Origin of the sequence: Dysgonomonas sp. Marseille-Q5470, from assembly GCF_951230145.1 — a bacterium.
Lineage (GTDB): Bacteria > Bacteroidota > Bacteroidia > Bacteroidales > Dysgonomonadaceae > Dysgonomonas.
On the sequence record NZ_CATNVE010000008.1, the window covers coordinates 1 to 21,614 of the forward strand.

Below are 21,614 nucleotides of genomic sequence, written 5' to 3' on the forward strand. Positions count from 1 at the left end.
GTTAGTATTTGTTAATAAAATAAAGAATCTTAACAACCAAATGAATGTTAAATCATCCTATTTTACTCCCATAGGTGGTATACTTTTGAATTATTCTGGTGGTATACTTTTCAAGTATTATTTACACTTCAATATCTATACAAATAGATTCTATTTCAGTTATCGCTAACGAAACATTTAAAAGTTTTGATTTGCAAATATATTTAACAATACTAAACAATAGTTCTGAAATAATAGAATACGAACCACATCCACCGATCCCATACTCTTACAGAGGTTGGACTCTAAATATCTATAAAGATGGAAAATTATGTAATTGGAATCGGACATTGCTTATGGATAATTTTGAAGAAGATTCAAAGTTGAAAGCTCAAAAAAGCATAAATGAGATTTTTAAAGCTATGTTGACATTTTTGGATGTAAACCAACTTTCCGGACCTTTCGAAGCAGAACTTCAATTTGCTAGTCCATTCAAAGAAGATAAAGAGCAAGAGAAATTCTTTACAAGTAATAGAATACAGTTTGAAATAAAATAAAACAGTATACATATACTTGAGATTCATAAATAGACAACCTATTTAGGATGTAAAGAATTTATTCGTTATAAAATAGGAAGCAGAGGTATATGCTTCCTATTTTGCATTACATTTGAAAACAAACTTATTAATGATATTAAGAAATATGTATTAATATTAAATAGGACGTAGAACAATTCTACGTCCTATTTTTCATTATATTCATTATATTTAAAAAGCATAAAAAAGAGAATGTACGGCTAGTAAGCGATCTTAATGATATGTTTATAGATGAATTAGTATTTGATGGAAAATATACAGCCACACTAGAACTAACAAATTTAGCAACAAAAGATACTCCAAAACAAACTGTTAAAAGTAATACTGTTCAATTTGAAATTAAATAATTTTTCTATATTTGTTTGTATAGATAACAGAGGCACAAAGCCCGAAATGGAGAAATCCATTTCGGGCTTTTTCTATTTATACACAAACTATGCAGAATTATAAACTGTTCCTAACGGACAGTGATAAAGGGAAATTCAGAGATAGCCAAAAATGGAATATCTATGTAAAAAGTATTCCATTTGAGGTTTTCCCCGACAGAAAGGATATAGCTAGCCGTGTCATGCCAGAAATCCGATTATTAGATTGATCATTAAGACATTTATTAAAGGCAAACAATCAGAGTTAGATATTATAAATAAAACGCAATTCTATACTTTTTGTGAATCTTATACTAACCAAATAATCTTTATTTACGATATGGGAATTAATGGTAAGATTGATATCAGGCGAAGGATGCATGAAATTGACCCAGAAAATCTTTTTGTAGGAGAAGAGAACCCTTTAATGGAGAGGAAAAGAGAATTAGATCAAACATTGGTGAATTACAAAATTGTATAAAATAAGGGGTGCATTTCTGTTCCCCTCCAGCACAACATCATAGTTGATTACAAGCCAATGAGTGTTGCCCTAGTAGAAGTCGTCACAATTTCTTTGTAATACCTTTTCTTGTCTCACAACAATAGTTGGTTATCCGTAGTCGATTTAGTGTGTTTTGCTTTTTAGTTTCACCAGATTCGAAATACTATCTTAACTTGCTACTATTACAATTTATATGTCTTTATCTGATATACCGAATTGCAAGACAGCAAGTTTTCGTAAATTTGAAAACTATTGACCGAGTATTGTAGACGAAAACTTTAACAACAGAATTTTTTCAAAAGTAGAGAAATATTACTAAGAATAATTTTTAAGTTTTACCTTTGAAAAAAGATATAAGGCATATTCAGTATTGTAGATTTATATTTGAAAGGTAGTTACATTAAGCAAGGCGGGAACCGGAACCCGCATTCGGGTGTTGAAGCCTTGTATTTGAAAGGTAAGTACACTTGCGTATGCGTTTAGTATATTCATATTTGGTGCTGAAACCTTAATTTGAAAGGTAGTTACACCTTAATCTATTGCAATCGCCCCAATTGATTGGGTGTTGAAGTCTTATATTTGAGAGGTAATTACACCATTTTCATTGTGGTAAGGATTAAAGGTTAGGGTATTGAAGCTTTATATTTGAAAGAGAAATACACCTATATGGTTTAATAAAATCGGATAGCTTTAGGTATTGAAACCCTCTATTTGAAAGATAGTTACACCTAGAACTATGCTACCCTCAATAACTTGGATTGGTGTTAAAGCTTTGTATTTGAAAGATAGTTACACCTTCTTCTTTGAGACGCTTTTTTTTTCAGCGGGTTTTAAAGCCTGATATTTGAAAGGTGAATACACCCATACCTCTATCTTTAAATCGTTTCCTATTGGTGTTAAAACCTTAGATTTGAAAGGTAGATACACCATTATAGGTTTGGTATTTGTTTGCTGATAGGTGTTAAAGATCTCTATTTGAACGGTAGTTACACCGATCATCGATGTCAACATCGTCGTCGACGTGGTATTGAAGCCTTATACTTGATAGGTAAATACACCATCATTCTCATTCTATTAAGGTTTTGGTTGGTGTTAAAGCTGTATATGGAAGGTCGTTACACTTGTAGTTATGCTTGGTATAGTCTTATTGGATGTGTTGAAACTTTTTATTTGAATGGTTGATACACCATTTGTCATGTAGTTTATCCATGCTGGTTGGGTGTTAAAATCTTATATTTGAAGGATAATTAGACCAATCAAATTCTCCTTTAATAATTGCCTCTTGATGTTGAACCCTTATACTTGAAAGGAAACTACATCTTTCTCTATTAAATAGTCAAGTACGAGAGGTCTTAAAGCCTTATATTTGAAAGGTAGTTACACCATACTAATTTTTATTTCTTAAATCATTGAAGAGATAGCCTTTTTCGTTTATAAAAAAGATGTGAAACTTCTTAGAAGTTAAAGAAATATCAGTAATTTTATTTCTTTAATAGATCATTATAGAAGTAACCTAATACTGAAATAATCATGGAGAGACACACCGAAAGAGTATCTGTGACATACGATTATACGAATAAAACAGATAAACATTATTTTGCGGGATTTTTGAATCAGGCAGATCTCAACTTTAGAACGGCATTGGTAGAATTAGCCAAACGAAGTGGAATAGGACACGGTGTGAATAGAGCTAACGAAGGCAAAAATGATGAAGATGAAACCATCTCTTGGATTAATGACAGTTTCAATGATAAACTAAGCCAAACAGATTGGAACTATCGCACCTCATTATTGTCCAACTTCTTACCTTTTGTAAGAGAAATATCTTATAAAGAAAATGTACCTGTAACCCGGGATATTTTTCGGAGTGAGCTTATCTTGCTATATGAAAGCCTAATGATATTGAGACATTATTACACGCACATGCTCCATGATGAAAAAGATTTAGATAAAAAGGTTTTCCCTGTACTGGATTATTTAATGTTACAAGCAGCTAATACTGTGCGTAATCGTAGATTGAGAAATGCAATCTATAAACCGGCTTTCCCCAAACAATTTGAAGAAGATTACAAAGAAGCTGAAAAAAAATTCATTAAGCATAATCAAGAGGTTGAGGCATTACGCCAGGCTGAGAAATTAAAGGATGGTTTCGATATTAAGCAGTTTAAAAAGAAACATTCCACATATAAGAAAGAAGATTTTCATAGTATTTATTTAAACCGGGCAGTATCGGAGATTTTAGACAAGGATAAAGACACCGGAGGCTTTTCTCTCAAGGTCAGCCAAAGATCAGAAAGATCGGAAAAAGACGGCAAATTCAGTCAGAATGGTTTTATTTTTTTTCTATGCCTCTTCTTATCAAGGAAAGATGCCGAAGATCTTTTGGATCACACTACTAATTTTAAGGCTAGCTACCAATTACGATACTTAGTTAAACGCTGGACTTATACCGTTTTTTGTTATGTAGGTATTCGTTATACGTTACGGAGTGAATTTAGCAAAGAAGCTCTCCTTTTACAGATAGTGGATGAATTAAGTCAATGCCCTGCCGAGTTGTTCGATGTTCTTCCGGAAGATAAGCAACAAGAATTTGTCATGGATAGAAATGAATATTTCAAAGATAATGACGAAGACGGCAATACGCCTGAAGAATCTCGTGTAAGTCACTTAATTATTCGAAAACGTTATCAGGACAGATTCCCTTATTTTGCTATCCGTTTCTTAGATGAGTTTGCATGCTTCCCGTCCTTGCGTTTTCAGTTAAGACTCGGTAAATATAACCATGATACACGTACAAAAACATTTAGAGGTATAGAAACTACAACAGAACGCAGTATTAAAGAAGAAATAAAAGTATTTGGGAAATTATCGGAGGTTCATAAAGCAAAACAAGAATATTTTGCAACTAAGTCTGAACTTGATGAAAAACCAATAAAAGGATGGTTACAATACCCCAATGTAAGTTATGTACTTGACAATAATAATATACCTATCTATTTGGATAAATTTACCGAGAAACAGAACTTCCCGATTGATAGAACTCGAAAAACTGAAATTCTAAATGAATTAAAAGTTAATGAAATAATTCGCCCGGATGCTCCCCATGCGTTTCTAAGCATCAATGAACTTGCAGCTTGTATATACCTGTTTATGCAAGAAGCTTCTAAGAAAAAGAAGCATCCTAATTCGGAGAAAGAATTAGTTGCAAATCCCATCGGCGTTGGAATAGAGAACAGGATATTGGGAAAGGTACAAAGTCAATATAAATTTATCCAAACGGTTGAATGTAATAGTCCACTTTCTGATAAGAATGCCCCAAAACGTTTTATAAGAAGTCTTAAAGAGAATAAGACCAATGGTGAAATAGATTATCTCAAGTTGGAAAATGCCATCAAGAGACAAATTGAAGATTGTGATCAAAGACTTATTTGGCTCAATTCAAAAAAAGAAGAACAAAAGAAGAGAGAGAAAAAAAATCTGAATACTTCAAAAAGTTCTTTTATTCTGAACTCTAAAGAAATTGGGGAAATTGCAAACTGGTTGGCAAAGGACATAAAGAGATATGTCTCTAAAGCTGACCGTAAAAATTGGAAAGGTCGCCATCAAGCGGAATTACAAGCATTGCTGGCTTTTTATGATAAGAAAAAACTAGATATAGAAAGCTTTCTCAAAGATGAGATGGGAATTAGCATATCTCAATACCCTCCTTTAGAAGCAATCTTTCAAAAAACAATTTTTATTGACGCTTACAATTCTTATTTGAAGAAAAAAAAGGAGCTTCTCAGCAGCTATGTTCTACTAATTAAAAATAATACAGGAAACTATCAACAGAAGGCTATTCGCAAAGAGATAAACAAAATATTTGATCATTTCGATAGAAGCAAGTATTCCTACATAGACACTGCTTATCACAGCAATTTACTTCAAAAGCCGGTCAATTTACCACGAGGTTTGTTCGATGATAAAAAAGAATTTTCATCAAAAGGAAACAAGGAAGGGCGTCAGACATGGTTTGCCTTGGCAGAAGATGCTCCGAAGCAAGTATTCTATAGATATCCGAGAGCTTATCGCATTAAAAATATAGATGAAAATGTAGTAGAGATGAAGGAGTTCAATATATCTGAAAACATTAATGACAAAGCTGATTTTGACACCGAACTGAAAAAACGTATCGTTACGAATGAAAAGCGTATTCGCAAAATAGCCAGGCAAGATTATTATTTATTACAGATAGTAAAATTCCTGTTTGAAGAATTAGGGATAAAATTTACTGAAGATGTAACACTATCCGATGCTTTTCTTGAACGTGATAATATTCAGAAAAATATCCAGATTTCATACAGCCAGAGTCAGAGAGATAAGGGTGATTGCTCCGAAAATATATATAGAATATCTAATTTATTGGAAAGAAGAATTGACATTAAATTATTTGGTGGGGAAATTCCGGTGACGAATATCAGACTCAAAGATGTTGGTAAATATAGAGCATTAGAAAAAGATGAACGTGTAAGAAAACTGTTAAGTTACTCTGATCGGAATTATTCAAGAATAGAGGAGCTTATAGAGGAAGTCGACAATTATGAGTATATGCGTAAGCATGAGCTATTTAAAGCTATACACAAGCTGGAAGATACCATTTATGCGATTGCAAAAGAAAATAATGAAACTGATAAATTACTAAAAGAAGGAAATCCTCACTTCAAAAAATATATAGAATATTATTATTCACAGAAGAGGATAGATTTTGAAAAAGACAATAAAGATCCTTTAACTATTATCCGTGATAGGCTTTCTCATAATCAATTACCGGGATTACCGGAATATAATATAATAAACGCTCAATTACCCCGAAATGAGACTGAACTAATTGGTGATTACTTGTTGCGTGTATTTAATTCTTTTAATAATTCTTTGATTAGTCTGTAGTATTTTTTGATTCTTTTTGTTAAAAGATAGGCAAATGGACATCTCTAAGACGGAATGTATATCCAAGAAAGCAATCGTTTCAGGGCTTATCCATGATCTATTCCATATGCTTTGTGAAAATCTATTATATAGTAGGTTAGTTGACTTTAGTTCTAGTCCCGTCTATATCACTTGTTTTCTTGCTAGTAGGAAAATGACGTAAAAGGAGGAGTTTATTATAAAATTTCCTATATTTGTAATAGGAATTTAGACTCCAAAAGAGACAGACAAAAGTTAGAAAATAGAAGACTTTTTCTTGATCCCAAAGTGTTCACCCAAGAGATCTTAATATACTTGAAATATAGATTGGTAAACGATTGTAGGAGGGATGTTCACCCCCCTCTCTATCCGTTTTGTGAGGAATATATAAAGAAGCTCATAAAGGACAATAGAGAAAAGACTGCCGAAGGTTATTCCGATGCCCCTGACATCTTTCAAAAAACATTTTACAGATAAGAACCTTACTTTTCAGGATATAAGGCAAAAAGAGCTAAAAGCTTGAATTCAAACTCTGATGGGAACAGCCAGAGCAAAACAGAAATATCCAACGAACATGAAGGCTATTTTTGAGGCGGGACGTGATAAGTACAACGATTATGAGATTAATATTATCGCTACTGCCAATAATCCTTTTTATAAACTGGAGATACCTAAATGCGACAAACCACAAAAGAAAGCTTCCGATATAGATTCAATCAGAATATTATTCGCAGCAGAGCCTAAAGGCAAAAAGGAGGAAATAGCACAGGACGTAGCTAAATTGATGCTTTTTATGGTCAGGATCAATACCATTGATTTATATGACATGGCGAATTACCGCTTAAAGAATGGTAAACTATGCTATTACAGACATAAAATACGCACAGTCAGAGACGATGCCTATACCGAAGTTACTCTCAGACCTGAAATATTGGATTTGTTTGAGAAATACAAAGGGTAAGATGGTTTTCTGTTCAATTTCAGAAACAGATATCGTGACCCGAAAGGGTTTTACGAGAATGTAAACAAGGGATTAAAGGAGATATGCAAGAATGAGGGATTAAAGAAAATGACAACTAATACAATGCATCACAGTTGGGCTACTGTTTACCAAAATAGGGTGTATTTTATTAATCCTACGATGTTTTATAGAGGCAATAGATTGAAACTTATTAATTCATAACTTAATTTGCTAATTTAAACCATAAATAACTTAATTATGAGTTGGGATGAGAAGGATTGGCATTATATTACTTTTTGGAGCGAAGATGAAGATACTGCAAAAAAAGCATCAAAAGAATATGATGGTGTAGATAGAAACTATGACGATTATCTTAAAAAGGCAGTATCTATATATGAATGTAGTCGGGATTTATACCCATTGGGTAAAGAAGAATTACAAAAACTACAAAATATTTCGAATAAATATTTTATCTTAATAACTTATTGGTATTGCGGACAAGGAACAATTCATATTAAACCACAAAAAGAAGAATAAACAGGGTAATAAAACAATGCTATGATGAAATTTATAAAAGAAAATTGGAAACTTTCTATTGCAATACTTTTGATTTTTGTGATGCCTTTTCTACTAACCAGAGAAACATTATTTGATAAGTTAGATTTCACTGAAACGGGAAATATTGGAGATACAGTTGGAGGAATTACTGCTCCATTTGTAGGATTAATTAGTATAATTCTGTTGTATCTTACTCTCAAAGAACAAATAAGAATAAATGATAATCAGAAAAAAGAAAATAATTACAATAAACTTCTAAATCTACAGACTATTATATTGAATAATAATAGTGCATTCAGGTTTCGCTTTAACAGTGCAATTGGCATAAATGAGGGTAAAGGAGTATTTGAATTAAATAATCTTTATAGTGAAATATATAACACCTCTATTCCAAGCGTGTCTTTTGATGCTATTATTATGAATATAAAAGTGTTAGATTATTCAATACGCCAATTTATAAAACTTAATTTTCGTTCTGATTTAGATGAAGATGAAAAAGCAGAATTTTATAATTTTGGGAAAGCGTATGCAGAACAGATATTATTCTTTTATGATTTGAGGATACGAAATGTCATAGAGATTATTCCGACTATGGCAGAAATAGACCCTCCTGATTATCCAGTAATTAATGCAGGAGCAGAAGAAGCAGAAGAAGCAGAAGATAGAAATAACCCAATGATTGATGAAGTTAGAGATGAATTTATATTACTTAAAAATAGCCTTAGTAATATTTTAAATATTTATAAATGTGCAGTGCATGAATAAAACTGTATTAATTAGGAAAAAGATAAGGGGAGCATTTCTGCCCCCTCCGGCACAACATCATAGCTGATTACGGAAGCCTATGAATGTTGTCCTGAACGAAAGGTGTTCCCAAGAACTTGGTAGCACCTTTTTCTCGTCCTATGACGATGATTATAGTCAATACGTCTTGCCTAAGCAAATTTCGTTACAGAAATAATCTAATTTCCAGAGGGTAAATAAATTAAATTATTTATCATCCGTTTCTTTTTAATCATAGAGTTAACCTTTATTTGGAAAATCAGATATAGGATGTTTTACCTCGAGTAGCTTTTGCAGATGTGTTCTTGTATAATATTTGAGTTCACCCATATATTTTGCGTTGATATGTTCCAAGTGTTTACATTCGTCTGTCCATCATTCAAAGAGAAGAATATAGTTACAAGCTAAAATAGAAATTACCCAGAAATAAAACAGGAAACCTCTTTACAGAAATTTCCTATTATACTAGTAATAAGTATATTATTTCACAGCAGGTTGTACCCATTTGAAAATATAAGAATCAACTGGAATAACCAACCGTTCTGATATCTTAGACATACGTGCGGGAAGTTTCATCAGAAAATCGCGGGCACGTTCTGCCTCATCTGTTAATCCTGAAATCTTATCTATCTGCCATTTGTCTATCAATTTTTGCATAATATCTACATAATCGGCGGCTGTATATACCCCGATGCGCTGTGCAGCATTTGAAAACTGTTCGAAGGCGGTACTTATTTTCTCTTTCGACTCTCTAAGGAAGTGAGCAGGCATAACTATCTTTTGTTTCATCATATACTGGAAAGCGAGCATCATTTCACTCGGGTCTACCTCAAATATGCGCCTTACAAATTCACTGTAAGCATGGTGATGCCTCATTTCGTCACTTGCAATGCGTTTACACATTCTAGACAATTTCTCATTACTCATTTTTTTAGCTATTTCTGCTACACGATTGTGTGAAATGAAGGTTGCCAATTCTTGAAAACTAGTGTATACAAAATTTTTGTACGGATCTCTTCCTGTACCAATATCAAAACCGTCATTGATGAGATGTTGTGTGGTCTGCTCAATCTCTCTCATATTCACTCTGCCGGATAAATAAAGGTATTTGTTTAATAAATCGCCGTGACGGTTTTCTTCACCTGTCCAATGTTTGATCCATTTTGACCAACCGTTACGCTTTTCGCCGTCTACATTGTCTATACCTTCTACTTCCATTAACCATGATTCATAAGTGGGTAAAGCCTCTTCTGTGATGGTGTCTCCGACCAATACGACCCAGAAATCGTAAGGAAGCTCTTTGGCCAGTTCGCGTAATTCTTTTACATCTTCGAAGAAAGTTTCTTTCTCTGAGTCAGGAAGATAATCAGTCGGTTGCCATATTTTTTCAACAGGAACCAGAAACTGAGTAATAAAATGATCGACATTTTTTTCTAAGAAGTGCATGACTTCTAATCGAATATTTGTAATTGACATTGTATTATATTAATTAATGCCTTCTACTACTGATCTTTTCTTTTTCTCAGAAACTTTCGAGAAGGGGCATCTTTTACAGTAAAAGGCTGGTGTGCTGTAAAGGTAAAATTATTTTTAAGCCCTAATATTAAATTACTTTATTTTATCATTTTCTACAAGTAATTAATAGTTAAACATCTATCATGTAAGCGGCTCATATGGCTTTCCATAAATTTGATTACATCCGATTCTTTATAACAGATTTATGATAAAATTTTCTGTTGGGTAGAGATATTAAATCGTTTAATCTATATCCTGCATTATGTCGACGATTTTAGTTCCATAGCTTGCGCCAATAATTCAAATGATCTAAAACGGGCAGCTTTATCATATATGTAATTGGTAATAAATAATTCATCCGCACCTGTCTTTTTCATAAAATCTCTTATCTGAATCCTTACTTTTTCTTTATCGCCACAAAATGTACAGGCCAACATATTATATAAGGACTGTTTCACATCCGAACGAAAAAAAGCCAAAGGTAATTTTTTGACAGGTGGCAGTAACTTAGTGGGGTTTCCTGTAATAAGACCAAATATAAGTTGTTGTAAGCTCGTTCCCAGAAAGGTAGCTTCTTCGTTTGTATCGGCCACAATTACATTCGCACCAACCATCAGGTAAGGTTTGTCATGATATACCGAGGGTTTGAAATTGTTCTTATAGATGTCTATTGCCGTCAATAAAAGTGCCGGAGCAAAGTGTGAAGCAAATACATAGGGTAGTCCTAATTCGGCAGCAAGGTAAGCGCTGTCTGTACTGGATCCCAATATCCAAATGGGAACATTCCGTCCTTCTCCCGGAAAAGCCCGGACTTTTGAGCTGCTGTTCTCTTTGCTGAAATATTGTTGTAAATCTTTAACATCTTCCGGAAAATGATATGTTGTAGATAAGTTATTACGCCTCAAAGCAGCGGCTGTCAATTGGTCTGTTCCCGGTGCCCGTCCTAACCCCAAATCAATCCTGTCGGGATATAAAATATCCAGTGTACCAAACTGTTCAGAAACAGCTAGAGGTGTATGATTAGGAAGCATAATTCCTCCGGAACCTACTCTCAATGTCGTTGTTCTTTCAGCAATATGGCCTATTAAAACTGCAGTGGCAGCAGTAGAAGCACTTGCCGTATTATGATGTTCAGCTATCCAAATTCTTTTATATCCGAGCGATTCAATATGTTGTGCATTGTATACAATTTCTTTAAGTGCATCCGGAATATCCTGCCCTTCTACTACTATACCCAAATCTAATAAAGAAATACTAATACTATTGTTCATTTTTTCTGCTATTAAATCTTTATAAAGCCTGTTATCTTATTATATCAGGGATTTATTACATTAAAGGGATCCTTTACTTCATGTGGTTTACAGAATATGTACTGTTTTAGCCCAACAACTTTAGGTCCTAACTTGGTCGTAGTAAACTATACCCAAGCCTTTGTGTTTGTATATAACAGTTCATAATGTAAAACAGTTTTAAACAAAGGCTAGAGAAAATAGCATTTAAGATAAGAATACCAATTGATATTGTAGGCTATACGAGTACATAGATTGAAAAGATAATACTTATTAATTCTTTAAGCTTTAGTATGCAATTAAAATATATTATATTTGTAATGAGTAATTAATGTACGGACAAGTGTGTTCAATACTAAGACAAAATGTGATATTTTGAAATATCCTAAAGTGTTCACCTTAGAAAAAACGAGTGACGCAAATATTTGAAATGTAGCTATTTAACTAAAAAATAATGGATCCCGTCCATATCGCCAAGAAGATTTACAAATCGAAGAAAAGTCCTGGAATTCAACAGAATTCAGGACTTTTTTGTTTTCAGACCTTAGCAAAAAATACCATTAAAAAGCGGTCAAAAAGGCTTATCCGACCCCACTTTTATCGTAGCTTATTCTCTATAATTCAATATTTTACATATAATAAATTGGCTTTCAGTAGTAGTTTTGTCAATGTAAACTTCTGCTTAGAAAGTAGAAGTTGTTAGATGCCCATGCAGCTGTACTAGGACTCAAGTATAAACAAAAAATCATGGACAAAGAAGCTGAGACTCAAATTTTGTGACAGCTTCTTTGTCTTTAATATTAATATCAAATATCAGAGCTTTATATATATATTCTTTTTGTAAAAAAAATGTGCCAATCCCCAACAAACCGCAATGAATAGTAAAGCCAAAGAAAATGAAGCTAGATAAGGGTCTATATTCCTTGCTAGAATTGCATATAACCAACTTTTAAAACCAAATCCAGTATTATTCAAAGGAATAGAATCAACTAAAACAGAGACTATACCCGCAAATACATAGATTGCAAGAGGATTAACTCCGAAGGATTGAAAGAAAAGACTCCACGATTTATATCCTTTCACATCAATAATCCAGATCAACAATGATAGCAACAATGCTCCCGATCCGCATGTAGTAAGGACAAAGGTAGGTGACCAGATTTTTTTATTAATCGGACAACCATAGTTTAACAAAAAGCCCAAAAACAGAAGTATAGTTCCACATAAAAACAGATTTAACATGCGGTCTTTATTGTCTTTGATTGTTATCAACATTTTACCACATAAGAAACCGATCAATACATGGCAAACAGATGGAATAGTACTCAAAATACCTTCGGGTTCTACTCCGTGCTCTGTATACATGTGTTGTTCACCCAAAATATAGCGATCTATTATTCCCAAAATATTACTTTCGTCGGGCTGAAATCCATTCCCAAAAATAAGAATCAAGAAATAGCAGACAAGGCCTATGGCAATTATATATGGAATGTACCTATGCTTAACGAATATAATAATCAAAGATGCCACTCCATAGCAAAGAGCTAATCGTTGCATTACCCCCAATATGCGAAGATGTTCAAAGTTCGTTACTGAAAGTTCCAGAAGATGAAAGAATGGCAAACCTGTGCTTTTCAATTGAAAAAAAGTGGAAACCGATAACCCAAGCCATGCTAGAAATAATCCGACAAAGAAAATAAGAAATGTTCGTTTCAATATTTTGCTAATAACCTGTTTAGTAGGTTCAAAATCGAATTTACGTAGCGAGGCATAACAAGATATTCCCATTATAAACATAAAAAAAGGGAAAACCAGATCGGTTGGCGTTAGCCCATTCCACTCTGCATGCCTCAATGGAGCATAAACGTATTCCCATGATCCGGGATTGTTTACCATAATCATACCGGCAATGGTTATCCCCCTCATTACATCTAAGGATAAAAGTCGATTATTTAAGTTTACAAGTTTTGTTGACATTGATTTACAACTTGATTTAGTTATTGAAATAGATTATCTTACAACGATTTCATCGGTAAAGATAAATCCTACCTTTGTATTGCTTTTGTCCGGATTAGCAACATACCGTATATATCGAGCCTCTACATTTCCTTTCCATGCAAATTCTTTCAGAAAGAAACCTACCTGTGTAAATGGAATATCATTTGTGACAGTAGAAAGTAATGTGAAGTTTTGGCTGTCTGCCGAAGTGTATATTTCCACATCTTTGGGCATCCAACACCAACCAAAGGCATCTTGCATGAAAGTAGCTTGTATTGAATGAACGGTCTGCGTAGTTTGCAAATCGATAACAACATCCATCCCATTGTTTATAAAACCTTGCCATCGGTTATTATCACACGACCATCCCCCTTGTAAACCATTTACTAATGCATTTTTTCCTCCTGCCGGATACTCATCCGAAAATGGCTGTTTATATTCAACAGGCTTTCCTATGGCCAAATGTTTCAGAGTATCAGAATATTCTTTACGCTCACCTACTTCATGCTTCAGATCAAAGGGAGTATAGCCCTTGTTTTTCAGGTACTCGACAGCATTCAATGCATTTTTTTTAAATCGGCTGAACGATTTTCTATCCGGTTGTGTCCAGCCAGTTTCAGCGATAGCTAATGTTCTCGGCCAGATCATCATTTCGGCGATATTTTCTGTTGGTATATATTCCGTCCACACATTCGCTTGTACACCAAATATATGTTTCTTCTCTTCGACATTCACAGAGTCTGGTACAGGATTGTAAGAGTAAACCTTCTCAATGGGTGTATATCCTGCCCAAGATAGCACATGCGATTCAGGGGCATCCTGATAGAAGTTGAAATAGCAATATTTTATAGGGGTCATAATGGCATCATGCCCCGCTTGTACAGCTTTTATACCATATTCTTCGCCACGCCATGACATCACTGTTGCATTTGGGGCTAATCCTCCCTGCATTATTTCGTCCCATCCCAAAAGTCTGCGCCCGTTTTTGTTTAAGAAGTTTTCGATATGATGAATCATATAGCTTTGCAATTCATCCACATCTTTCAAACCTTTTTTTTCCATTAAATCTGCGCATTTAGAACAGGATTGCCAACCCTTTTTCTCTGCTTCATCTCCTCCTATATGAATGTATTCGGAAGGAAACAAAGCCATTATTTCGGTCAATACATCTTCTAAAAAGATAAATGTTTCTGGATTACCTATACAAAAATCGCTATTGACATAAGCTTTTCCGGCACATGATAGTTGAGGAAATACAGCCAATACTTCTTCACTGTGCCCCGGCATCTCTATTTCGGGAATCACTGTAATATATTTGCTCGAAGCATATGCTACAATTTCTTTTACATCTTCCTGAGTATAATAACCTCCGTAGGCGTTTGAGCTTTTTTCACAATATTGCCGTCCTTTATCAGACCACTCCACAAGATTTTCGTATGGGCGCCATGCAGCCTGCTGTGTAAGTTGAGGATATTTTTTTATCTCTACACGCCACCCCGCACCATCGACCAAATGCCAATGAAAACGATTCATCTTGTAATAAGCCATCAGATCCAATTGTTTCTTCAGAAAATCTTTAGAGAAGAAATGACGAGATACATCTATCATTAATCCGCGATGGTTGAGATACGGTGTATCGTGGATTGTTAGTGCCGGAATATTCTGAGCTCCGTATTGTTCCGCAAGCTGAAGTAGAGATTGCAAACCATAGAAGATTCCTACGCTTGCTGACGCCTCAATTTTGACACTTGAAGGACTGACTGTCAAATGGTAAGCCTCAGGAATATTCCCTTTATTCTCTGTAATAATCAATTGTAGACCTCCCTGTTTTGTATTATTGGTCTCATTACTTAACCGAAGAGGAGATTGCTTCACAAAATCGAGAATCAGCTTTTTCTCTTTTCCTTCAAGATTTGTATAAATGGGCGTAGCTGATGTCATACAAAATTTCCCTTTATGAAGAACAATTTCCTGAGGGAAGGGTATAATCTTAATAGAGCCTGTATCTTCTATTTCAGCTCCATAACAAGTATAAAGACTAATATTCATCAGTGCGAAAATAAAAAAGAACAATTTATATTTATTCATGATTAATTGTTTTTTATAGTAATATACAACTAGTTATATATCTTTATTTTTACGGGGCCTATTAGTCCGGCTTCGGGAGTACTGCGATATGGAGTCGGTATAGTTTGGTAATGATTAGCCAAGGTACTATAGACCAATATCTCAACTTTATTAATACCCGGTAACAAGTAAGGTGTAATATCCACTTGATAAGGAGGACTCATCAATATTCCAGCCGACTGACTATTTATCTTAACTTCACAAGTCGCAATCACATCTGTGAGATCTAGCATAGCTTTCATATTCCCAGACAAAGAGTCTAGTGAAAAATCCGTTCTGTAATACATTCCCCCCGAATAATATTTCAAAGCTCCGGTTTTAGACCAATCTCCTATTTTCATAAGTCCCTTTGCAGTTCGTAATTTAATTGGTTCGCACAACACAGCTGTCCCTTGATATCCTGTTTTCCGTTCGACCGAAAAGGCAACACACCCTACTTCCTTTTGTATATGAGGTAAGGTAACCCGATAAATATTACTTCCTTGCATGTCTTCTTTAAGTAACCGGATATACTCTTTAGGGATAGTTACTCCATCAATCCATACTTTCAGACCGCAACCAGCTATCTTAAATTCCATTTCATAGAGACCGGGAACAGAACGAAAACGGTAATTCCAACGCTTATATTTACCTCTATAAGGATCATATATCAAATGCTTTGTGTTCAGCCAGCGCATAGAAACGGAAGATAAATAAGATGAATCTTTCGTTGGCTTGACAGCTGTATCCGGAAATAATACCACAGCACTTCTATCTCTAAAGTCGTGGAGGGCACCTCTTTCCATTGTGTAATTTATTTGCTTCGTATCAGCATATGCAATCAATAATTTATGCCAACCTTTTGCAAGTATGGAGCGATCATCCACCTTTTTCTCATCTATCAAAATCGTATATGGTCTTGTTCCGTCTATTTGAATTTTATATATGCCATTGTTGGGTGCATAAATGTACGTCTGGTAAATCTGATGACCTCCGCTGTTTAATATAAAAAAGCGGTCGTCAACTTTCCCTTTCAGCCCGTGCATACCCTGCGAACCGGGGTTATCCCAAACTCCATATTGCCATGAGAAATTATAAAGGACGCTCTCTTTTTCTTTTGTCTGATGAATCGCATCTGTTATAGAAATATCTTTTGACACAGTGTCGAGAAAAGCCTGTGGACCATAACCATAGATATCTTCCGGCCAGCGGGAGTCGTCAAAATCCGATTTGACCCAATCGGCCTTTGTATTTGTAGCCGGACTATTACGAAAAGACCTAGCTTCAGCACCAATCAACTCTTCTGATGCAGGTAAGCGAAAATCACCCCACTTATTATTCATAGTAGGTAACAGTTCTACCTCCCATTTTCCATCCAATAAAATCTCAGAGGTTAATTGTTCTTGTTTCTGCACTTTATTGGCAAGTATAGGTTCTCCATGAGAGAAGACGAATAAGTATGAATTTTCAGATTCTTTTTCTAGCAATAAATAGGTTCCATCTTTTGTTTGACGAACAACGGGATAATCTTGCATATTGCCAGTGTGGGTATCCCAAAGCTCAACTTTCCCTGTTGTTCGAAAAAAACATTCTGTATCTTTAGGGACATCCATTACCATGTATATATCACGGTCTCCAACTTTGCGATGAAGTACTTTTCCTCTATTTCCATTTGGTTTGAAATCCGGAACAATCAATGACTGCACAACAGAATTTAAAGAGTCCATATCAGACAGATACAAACCTACTCCATTCGCTGAATTTGTCTGTTTACGAGCAGTTTTTCCATCATATGCTTGAGCCGATGTAAGACCGAATATCTCTTTTACAATAGCATCAACTTCGTTGCTGTTTTCTCCAGACAGAGTGCTTGCTTTAGGCAGTTTTCCTGTAGCTAACACAATACCTCCGGCACGGTAATGCTCTAATATCTTCAAGAGTGAACTGTGATGTATTGCCTCCATATCCGCCAATATTATTACTTTATATTTTTCATCGGCAATAGATATAGATTGTTTTTCGATAGTAGCTTTCTGCAAAAACGAATAGTTGACAAAATCGTAATCGAGTCCTCCGTCACTCATTTTTTGAGCTAAATCAAATACTTGCTTAGGAGTCGAGGTCGAATATGCTTGCATCGATTCGGTAGGGTACATGAGTGCTATATCACACACATGGTGTCCTTGACTCATAAGATAACTCAACCGTTGGGTGTATTCGAGCCATTTTTTCATATGAGGCCAATAAGGCATCCTGAAATGAAAACAGGGCGGCGCCCACTCCCACCAGCCTCCATGGGTAGAATAATAAAGACCATGCATGCATACAAGATTGCCACCTGCCATAAAGTGATGATCAATCTGATGGGTAAGCCATGAGCCCGAACTCCCCCACCCCATACTATGGAATGCTTCGAGCCAGGTGCGAGGACGTTTGTTAAGATGAGCTATCGAACTCGAGACCTTTGTAGACATAAAACTCGACCCCCTTGCCGGAGCATCGTTACCCGGTGCTGTATACCAACTGTTTGCTCTGAAATAATCAACATATGCTAAAGGGTTTATACCTCTTTCCAAGTTATCGCAACCGTATATTAATCCTCTTTCGGCATGCCAGTTATATATTGGTTTGAAGTATCGGTCTTCTGCCAAATCCATTAAAACGTCGCAATAATCGATACGTACCTTAGGTGTTATATCGCCTATATTTTCTTTTAAAGCCGGCAGATAGAGCAGAATATCATATCCTTTTCTTTTCTCAAACTCGTTTCTGAAATCTTCCGACCACGAACCAATTTCGATAGGATACGACAATTCGTCCTGAAAGAAATAATTCATTCCTGCCTTTGCCGCATCTCCCACTTTCTTCTCAAAATCAGCAAAGTATACATCAACGAGTTCTTTCCCATAATCGGGGTGTAATGCATAACTGTTACTTGTAGTTATAATATATACTTTACAGGACTTTCCGTTCGGAGTTCTCCACAGCAATCTGCCCTCGTTAATATATTTACTCAAATCTATTTTTCCCGGATAGGCAACAACTGCGAGTATATTTGGTGGAATTTTACAATTAAGGGTACTATCCTCTTTTATCGCTATGGATTGTATTTCGAGTTTCCCTTTATAATTTTTAAATTTGGAATCTTCTACTAGTTTATCAGGATAATATCCGTTGCCGATCCACCCTATTGTATAGTCGTCTAGTCCCACGCCGAGACCTTTTTTGGCACATTCTTGGGTAAACCATTTCCATATTTGCCACCATTTTTCCGAAAAGATCTTAGGCTCTCCCGGTTCGGTTTTGCCGAACAAGCCGAAACCATTCTTATGAGCCTTAATGTCTACTTCAGGATCTTGATGGATATAACTTACAGCAAACCCGTCTATAGCAGCCGAAGAGAGTATATCGAGCTGGTCTTTGAGTCTTTCTGTATTCAATACGTCGCCATTCCACCAATAGAAAGGAACATTTCCATATCCTTTTGGTGGAGACTTGAATTCCCCAAGCACATCAATATCAGGTCTCTGCGAAGGGTATCCTTTATACTTCTGTGTTTGTGATTTGATCTGAAGAATACAGATTGAAGCAAAAAGAAGTAATATTATTCGAGTCTTCATGGTCATAATATTCTTAATACTAAAAGAATGAAATATCATTTTATAGAGCAAAATTCATTGTATTGACTGAGGCCTATCGGTTGTTTTTACACCAAATATTTCAGATGGAATGCTTCCCATTTCAAATATAAGCTCACCGCCTGCAATAATATCCGCATGATTAATGTATGACTTCGTATAAGCCTTTCCATTAAGTGAAACATTCTGTATATATATATTCTGAGGGCTATTATTATTCGCCTTAATGACAAATGTTTTCCCATTTCCCAGATCAATGGTAGCTCTTTCTATTAGCGGACTTCCGAATACATAGGTGCCTCCGGCCGGAGCAAGGGGATAAAATCCTAAAGCAGACATAATGTACCATGCCGACATTTGTCCAATATCTTCATTTCCACAAATACCATCAGGACGATCGTGGTAGAGAGCTGTCATTATTTTACGGACTTTTTCTGCTGTTTTCCATGGCTGACCTACATACGAGAACAGATATGGAATGTGATGGCTTGGTTCGTTCCCGTGTGCGTATTGTCCTATAAGTCCGGTTATATCCATTGAAGCACTGGGTCCCATATCTCCCTCGATGACAAATAATGAATCAAGCTTTTGTATAAATTCATTTTCGCCTCCGAATAAGTTAACTAGCCCTTCTACATTTTGGGGAACTAACCATGTATACTGCCATGCGTTGCCTTCGGTATAATCGTTCTCTTTATGCGCCGATAAAAACGGATTTAACGGCTCTTCTCTAAATTTACCATCAGACATAATGCCTCTCATAAATCCTATTTTTTTGTCGAAATATCGAGCAAAAGAATTACTCCTTTTCAAAAAATAATCATAGTCGTCTTTCATATCCCTTTCTTTTGCAACTTGGGCCAATGCCCAGTCTGCAAGAGCATATTCCAAACCTTTTGCAACAGATTCTCTCATCTTGTCGCAAGGTAAATAGCCTAATTCCTTGTATTCTTTCAATCCTCTTTCGTCTAATAGAGCCGATGTTTTCATAGCATTATAGGCTAGGTTTTTGTCAAACCCTACTACACCTTTGAGATATGCATCTGCTATAACCGGAATGGCTGGATTGCCAACCATAGCATCAGTTTCGTTTCCTACCAAATGCCAAACAGGCAGTTTCCCCTGTTCTTTATAAATCTGAAGCATGGTATTAATTATATCCGGCATCATTTCGGGGTGAATAATTGTCATCAACGGATGAGCAGTACGGTAGGTATCCCAGAGAGAGAAAGTTGTATAGTTGGTAAAACTTGTTGAATAATGATTTTTGAGGTCGGCTCCAAAGTAGCCCCCATCAACATCACAAAAAACAGATGGAGCTATCATAGTATGATAAAGTCCGGTATAAAAATTGCGTATGACGGTCGAATCGTTCGTATTTATATTTATTTTATTCAACTCTTTATTCCATGCTCTATTGGCTTCATCTTTAACCTTCTCGAAATCCCATCCGGGTAGTTCTGCCTGTAAGTTTCTTTTAGCACCTTCTATACTGACCGGAGAAATAGCAACTTTCACTAATATTTCTTTCTTTTTCGTAGAGGAGGCAAAAAATACTTGTCCATACACTTTCCTTGCGGTTAAAGAGATTCCATCTTTTACAGAAACAGAGTCTGATACGGAGAATTTGTTGATTGGCTCTGAAAACACAGCGGTAAAATAAACTCGTTGATCTTTTGCCCACCCTGTAGAAAGACGATAGCCTGAAACAACCGTATCGTTTTCTTGTATTAAATACCCTTCAGTGGCGCTATCCCAGTCTATACCCGCTTCGAGATTTATGATAACACGAGGATCTGATGCAGCCTTGTTCTTAAATATATATTTATGAAAACCAACTCTTCTCGTCGCTGTGAGTTCAACATCAATATCGTATCTATTGAGATGTACAGCATAATATCCCGGAGTTGCCGTTTCTGTACTTCTGTTAAATAAAGAATACATGCCCGAAGATTGATCGCCATGTATCCCTTCTCTTAATTTTACATATCCTGTAACCGGCATCAATACAATATCTCCCAGATCTCCTGTACCAACTCCACTAAGATGCATATGAGCAAAACCGAGAATTGTGGAATCGGAAATATGGTAGCCTGAACACCAATCCCAACCATGAGAAATATTTGTAGGGCCTAACTGAACAGCGCCAAATGGGACATTAGCCCCCATAAAAACATGTCCATGAGCACCTGTTCCTATATATGGATCAACATATTTCGTGAGGTTATACTCTTCGGTATAAGTGTTTTGACTTTTACAAGAGGCCTCCATTATAAATAAAAAGCATATCAATACCAATATCTTGGTATAAATACATATATCTGACTTCATGGAATATTGTTTTTGATTTTAAACAGGAGGGTTCTCTTATAGAAGCCCT

Annotated in this window: 12 protein-coding genes; 6 read left to right on the forward strand and 6 right to left on the reverse strand. The window is 35.4% G+C overall.

Features of this window, described 5'->3' with window-relative positions; translation table 11 throughout:
- The first annotated feature begins 191 nt into the window (after positions 1 to 191).
- The 6 genes from QOX35_RS12680 to QOX35_RS12705 all read left to right on the forward strand — a co-directional run bounded on the left by QOX35_RS12680 (position 192) and on the right by QOX35_RS12705 (position 8,670).
- A complete protein-coding gene (locus QOX35_RS12680; RefSeq protein WP_283687228.1) occupies positions 192 to 536 on the forward strand; it encodes a hypothetical protein in 345 nt (114 codons plus the stop codon).
- A gap of 475 nt (positions 537 to 1,011) precedes the next feature.
- Positions 1,012 to 1,170 carry a hypothetical protein gene (locus tag QOX35_RS12685; protein WP_283687229.1) on the forward strand — a complete coding sequence of 53 codons (159 nt, stop codon included), beginning with the start codon at positions 1,012 to 1,014 and terminating at the stop codon, positions 1,168 to 1,170.
- Between the two features lie 1,802 nt (positions 1,171 to 2,972).
- The gene (cas13b, locus tag QOX35_RS12690; protein ID WP_283687230.1) at positions 2,973 to 6,368 is read left to right on the forward strand and encodes a type VI-B CRISPR-associated RNA-guided ribonuclease Cas13b; all 3,396 of its coding nucleotides are present in this window, start codon (positions 2,973 to 2,975) and stop codon (positions 6,366 to 6,368) included.
- 553 nt (positions 6,369 to 6,921) lie between these two features.
- Entirely contained in the window at positions 6,922 to 7,347 is a 426-nt protein-coding gene (locus QOX35_RS12695; protein WP_026626729.1) for a hypothetical protein, read from the forward strand.
- 258 nt (positions 7,348 to 7,605) lie between these two features.
- The gene (locus tag QOX35_RS12700) at positions 7,606 to 7,884 is read left to right on the forward strand and encodes a hypothetical protein (protein WP_283687231.1); all 279 of its coding nucleotides are present in this window, start codon (positions 7,606 to 7,608) and stop codon (positions 7,882 to 7,884) included.
- Between the two features lie 21 nt (positions 7,885 to 7,905).
- A complete protein-coding gene (locus QOX35_RS12705) occupies positions 7,906 to 8,670 on the forward strand; it encodes a hypothetical protein (RefSeq protein WP_283687232.1) in 765 nt (254 codons plus the stop codon).
- Between the two features lie 498 nt (positions 8,671 to 9,168).
- On the opposite strand, the gene QOX35_RS12710 is transcribed toward QOX35_RS12705, so the two are convergent.
- From QOX35_RS12710 to QOX35_RS12735, 6 genes are all read right to left on the reverse strand, one after another.
- The gene (locus tag QOX35_RS12710; protein WP_283687233.1) at positions 9,169 to 10,164 is read right to left on the reverse strand and encodes an acyl-ACP desaturase; all 996 of its coding nucleotides are present in this window, start codon (positions 10,162 to 10,164) and stop codon (positions 9,169 to 9,171) included.
- Between the two features lie 299 nt (positions 10,165 to 10,463).
- Entirely contained in the window at positions 10,464 to 11,474 is a 1,011-nt protein-coding gene (locus tag QOX35_RS12715; protein WP_283687234.1) for an LLM class flavin-dependent oxidoreductase, read from the reverse strand.
- 831 nt (positions 11,475 to 12,305) lie between these two features.
- Positions 12,306 to 13,469, reverse strand: coding sequence for an acyltransferase family protein (locus tag QOX35_RS12720; RefSeq protein WP_283687235.1), 1,164 nt, complete (start codon positions 13,467 to 13,469; stop codon positions 12,306 to 12,308).
- Between the two features lie 33 nt (positions 13,470 to 13,502).
- Positions 13,503 to 15,578 (reverse strand): glycoside hydrolase family 20 protein, encoded by a 2,076-nt coding sequence (locus QOX35_RS12725; RefSeq protein WP_283687236.1) that lies wholly within the window; start codon positions 15,576 to 15,578, stop codon positions 13,503 to 13,505.
- Positions 15,579 to 15,607: 29 nt separating this feature from the next.
- The gene (locus QOX35_RS12730) at positions 15,608 to 19,216 is read right to left on the reverse strand and encodes a glycosyl hydrolase (RefSeq protein WP_283687237.1); all 3,609 of its coding nucleotides are present in this window, start codon (positions 19,214 to 19,216) and stop codon (positions 15,608 to 15,610) included.
- A gap of 54 nt (positions 19,217 to 19,270) precedes the next feature.
- Positions 19,271 to 21,565 carry a GH92 family glycosyl hydrolase gene (locus QOX35_RS12735; protein ID WP_283687238.1) on the reverse strand — a complete coding sequence of 765 codons (2,295 nt, stop codon included), beginning with the start codon at positions 21,563 to 21,565 and terminating at the stop codon, positions 19,271 to 19,273.
- Positions 21,566 to 21,614 lie beyond the last annotated feature (49 nt).

Bases quoted from the DNA above. Each gene is read 5' to 3' on its own strand.
- QOX35_RS12685 (WP_283687229.1), top strand. From the start codon at position 1,012: ATGCAGAATTATAAACTGTTCCTAACGGACAGTGATAAAGGGAAATTC.
- cas13b (WP_283687230.1), top strand. From the start codon at position 2,973: ATGGAGAGACACACCGAAAGAGTATCTGTGACATACGATTATACGAAT.
- QOX35_RS12695 (WP_026626729.1), top strand. From the start codon at position 6,922: ATGGGAACAGCCAGAGCAAAACAGAAATATCCAACGAACATGAAGGCT.
- QOX35_RS12700 (WP_283687231.1), top strand. From the start codon at position 7,606: ATGAGTTGGGATGAGAAGGATTGGCATTATATTACTTTTTGGAGCGAA.
- QOX35_RS12705 (WP_283687232.1), top strand. From the start codon at position 7,906: ATGATGAAATTTATAAAAGAAAATTGGAAACTTTCTATTGCAATACTT.
- QOX35_RS12710 (WP_283687233.1), bottom strand. From the start codon at position 10,164: ATGTCAATTACAAATATTCGATTAGAAGTCATGCACTTCTTAGAAAAA.
- QOX35_RS12715 (WP_283687234.1), bottom strand. From the start codon at position 11,474: ATGAACAATAGTATTAGTATTTCTTTATTAGATTTGGGTATAGTAGTA.
- QOX35_RS12720 (WP_283687235.1), bottom strand. From the start codon at position 13,469: ATGTCAACAAAACTTGTAAACTTAAATAATCGACTTTTATCCTTAGAT.
- QOX35_RS12725 (WP_283687236.1), bottom strand. From the start codon at position 15,578: ATGAATAAATATAAATTGTTCTTTTTTATTTTCGCACTGATGAATATT.
- QOX35_RS12730 (WP_283687237.1), bottom strand. From the start codon at position 19,216: ATGAAGACTCGAATAATATTACTTCTTTTTGCTTCAATCTGTATTCTT.
- QOX35_RS12735 (WP_283687238.1), bottom strand. From the start codon at position 21,565: ATGAAGTCAGATATATGTATTTATACCAAGATATTGGTATTGATATGC.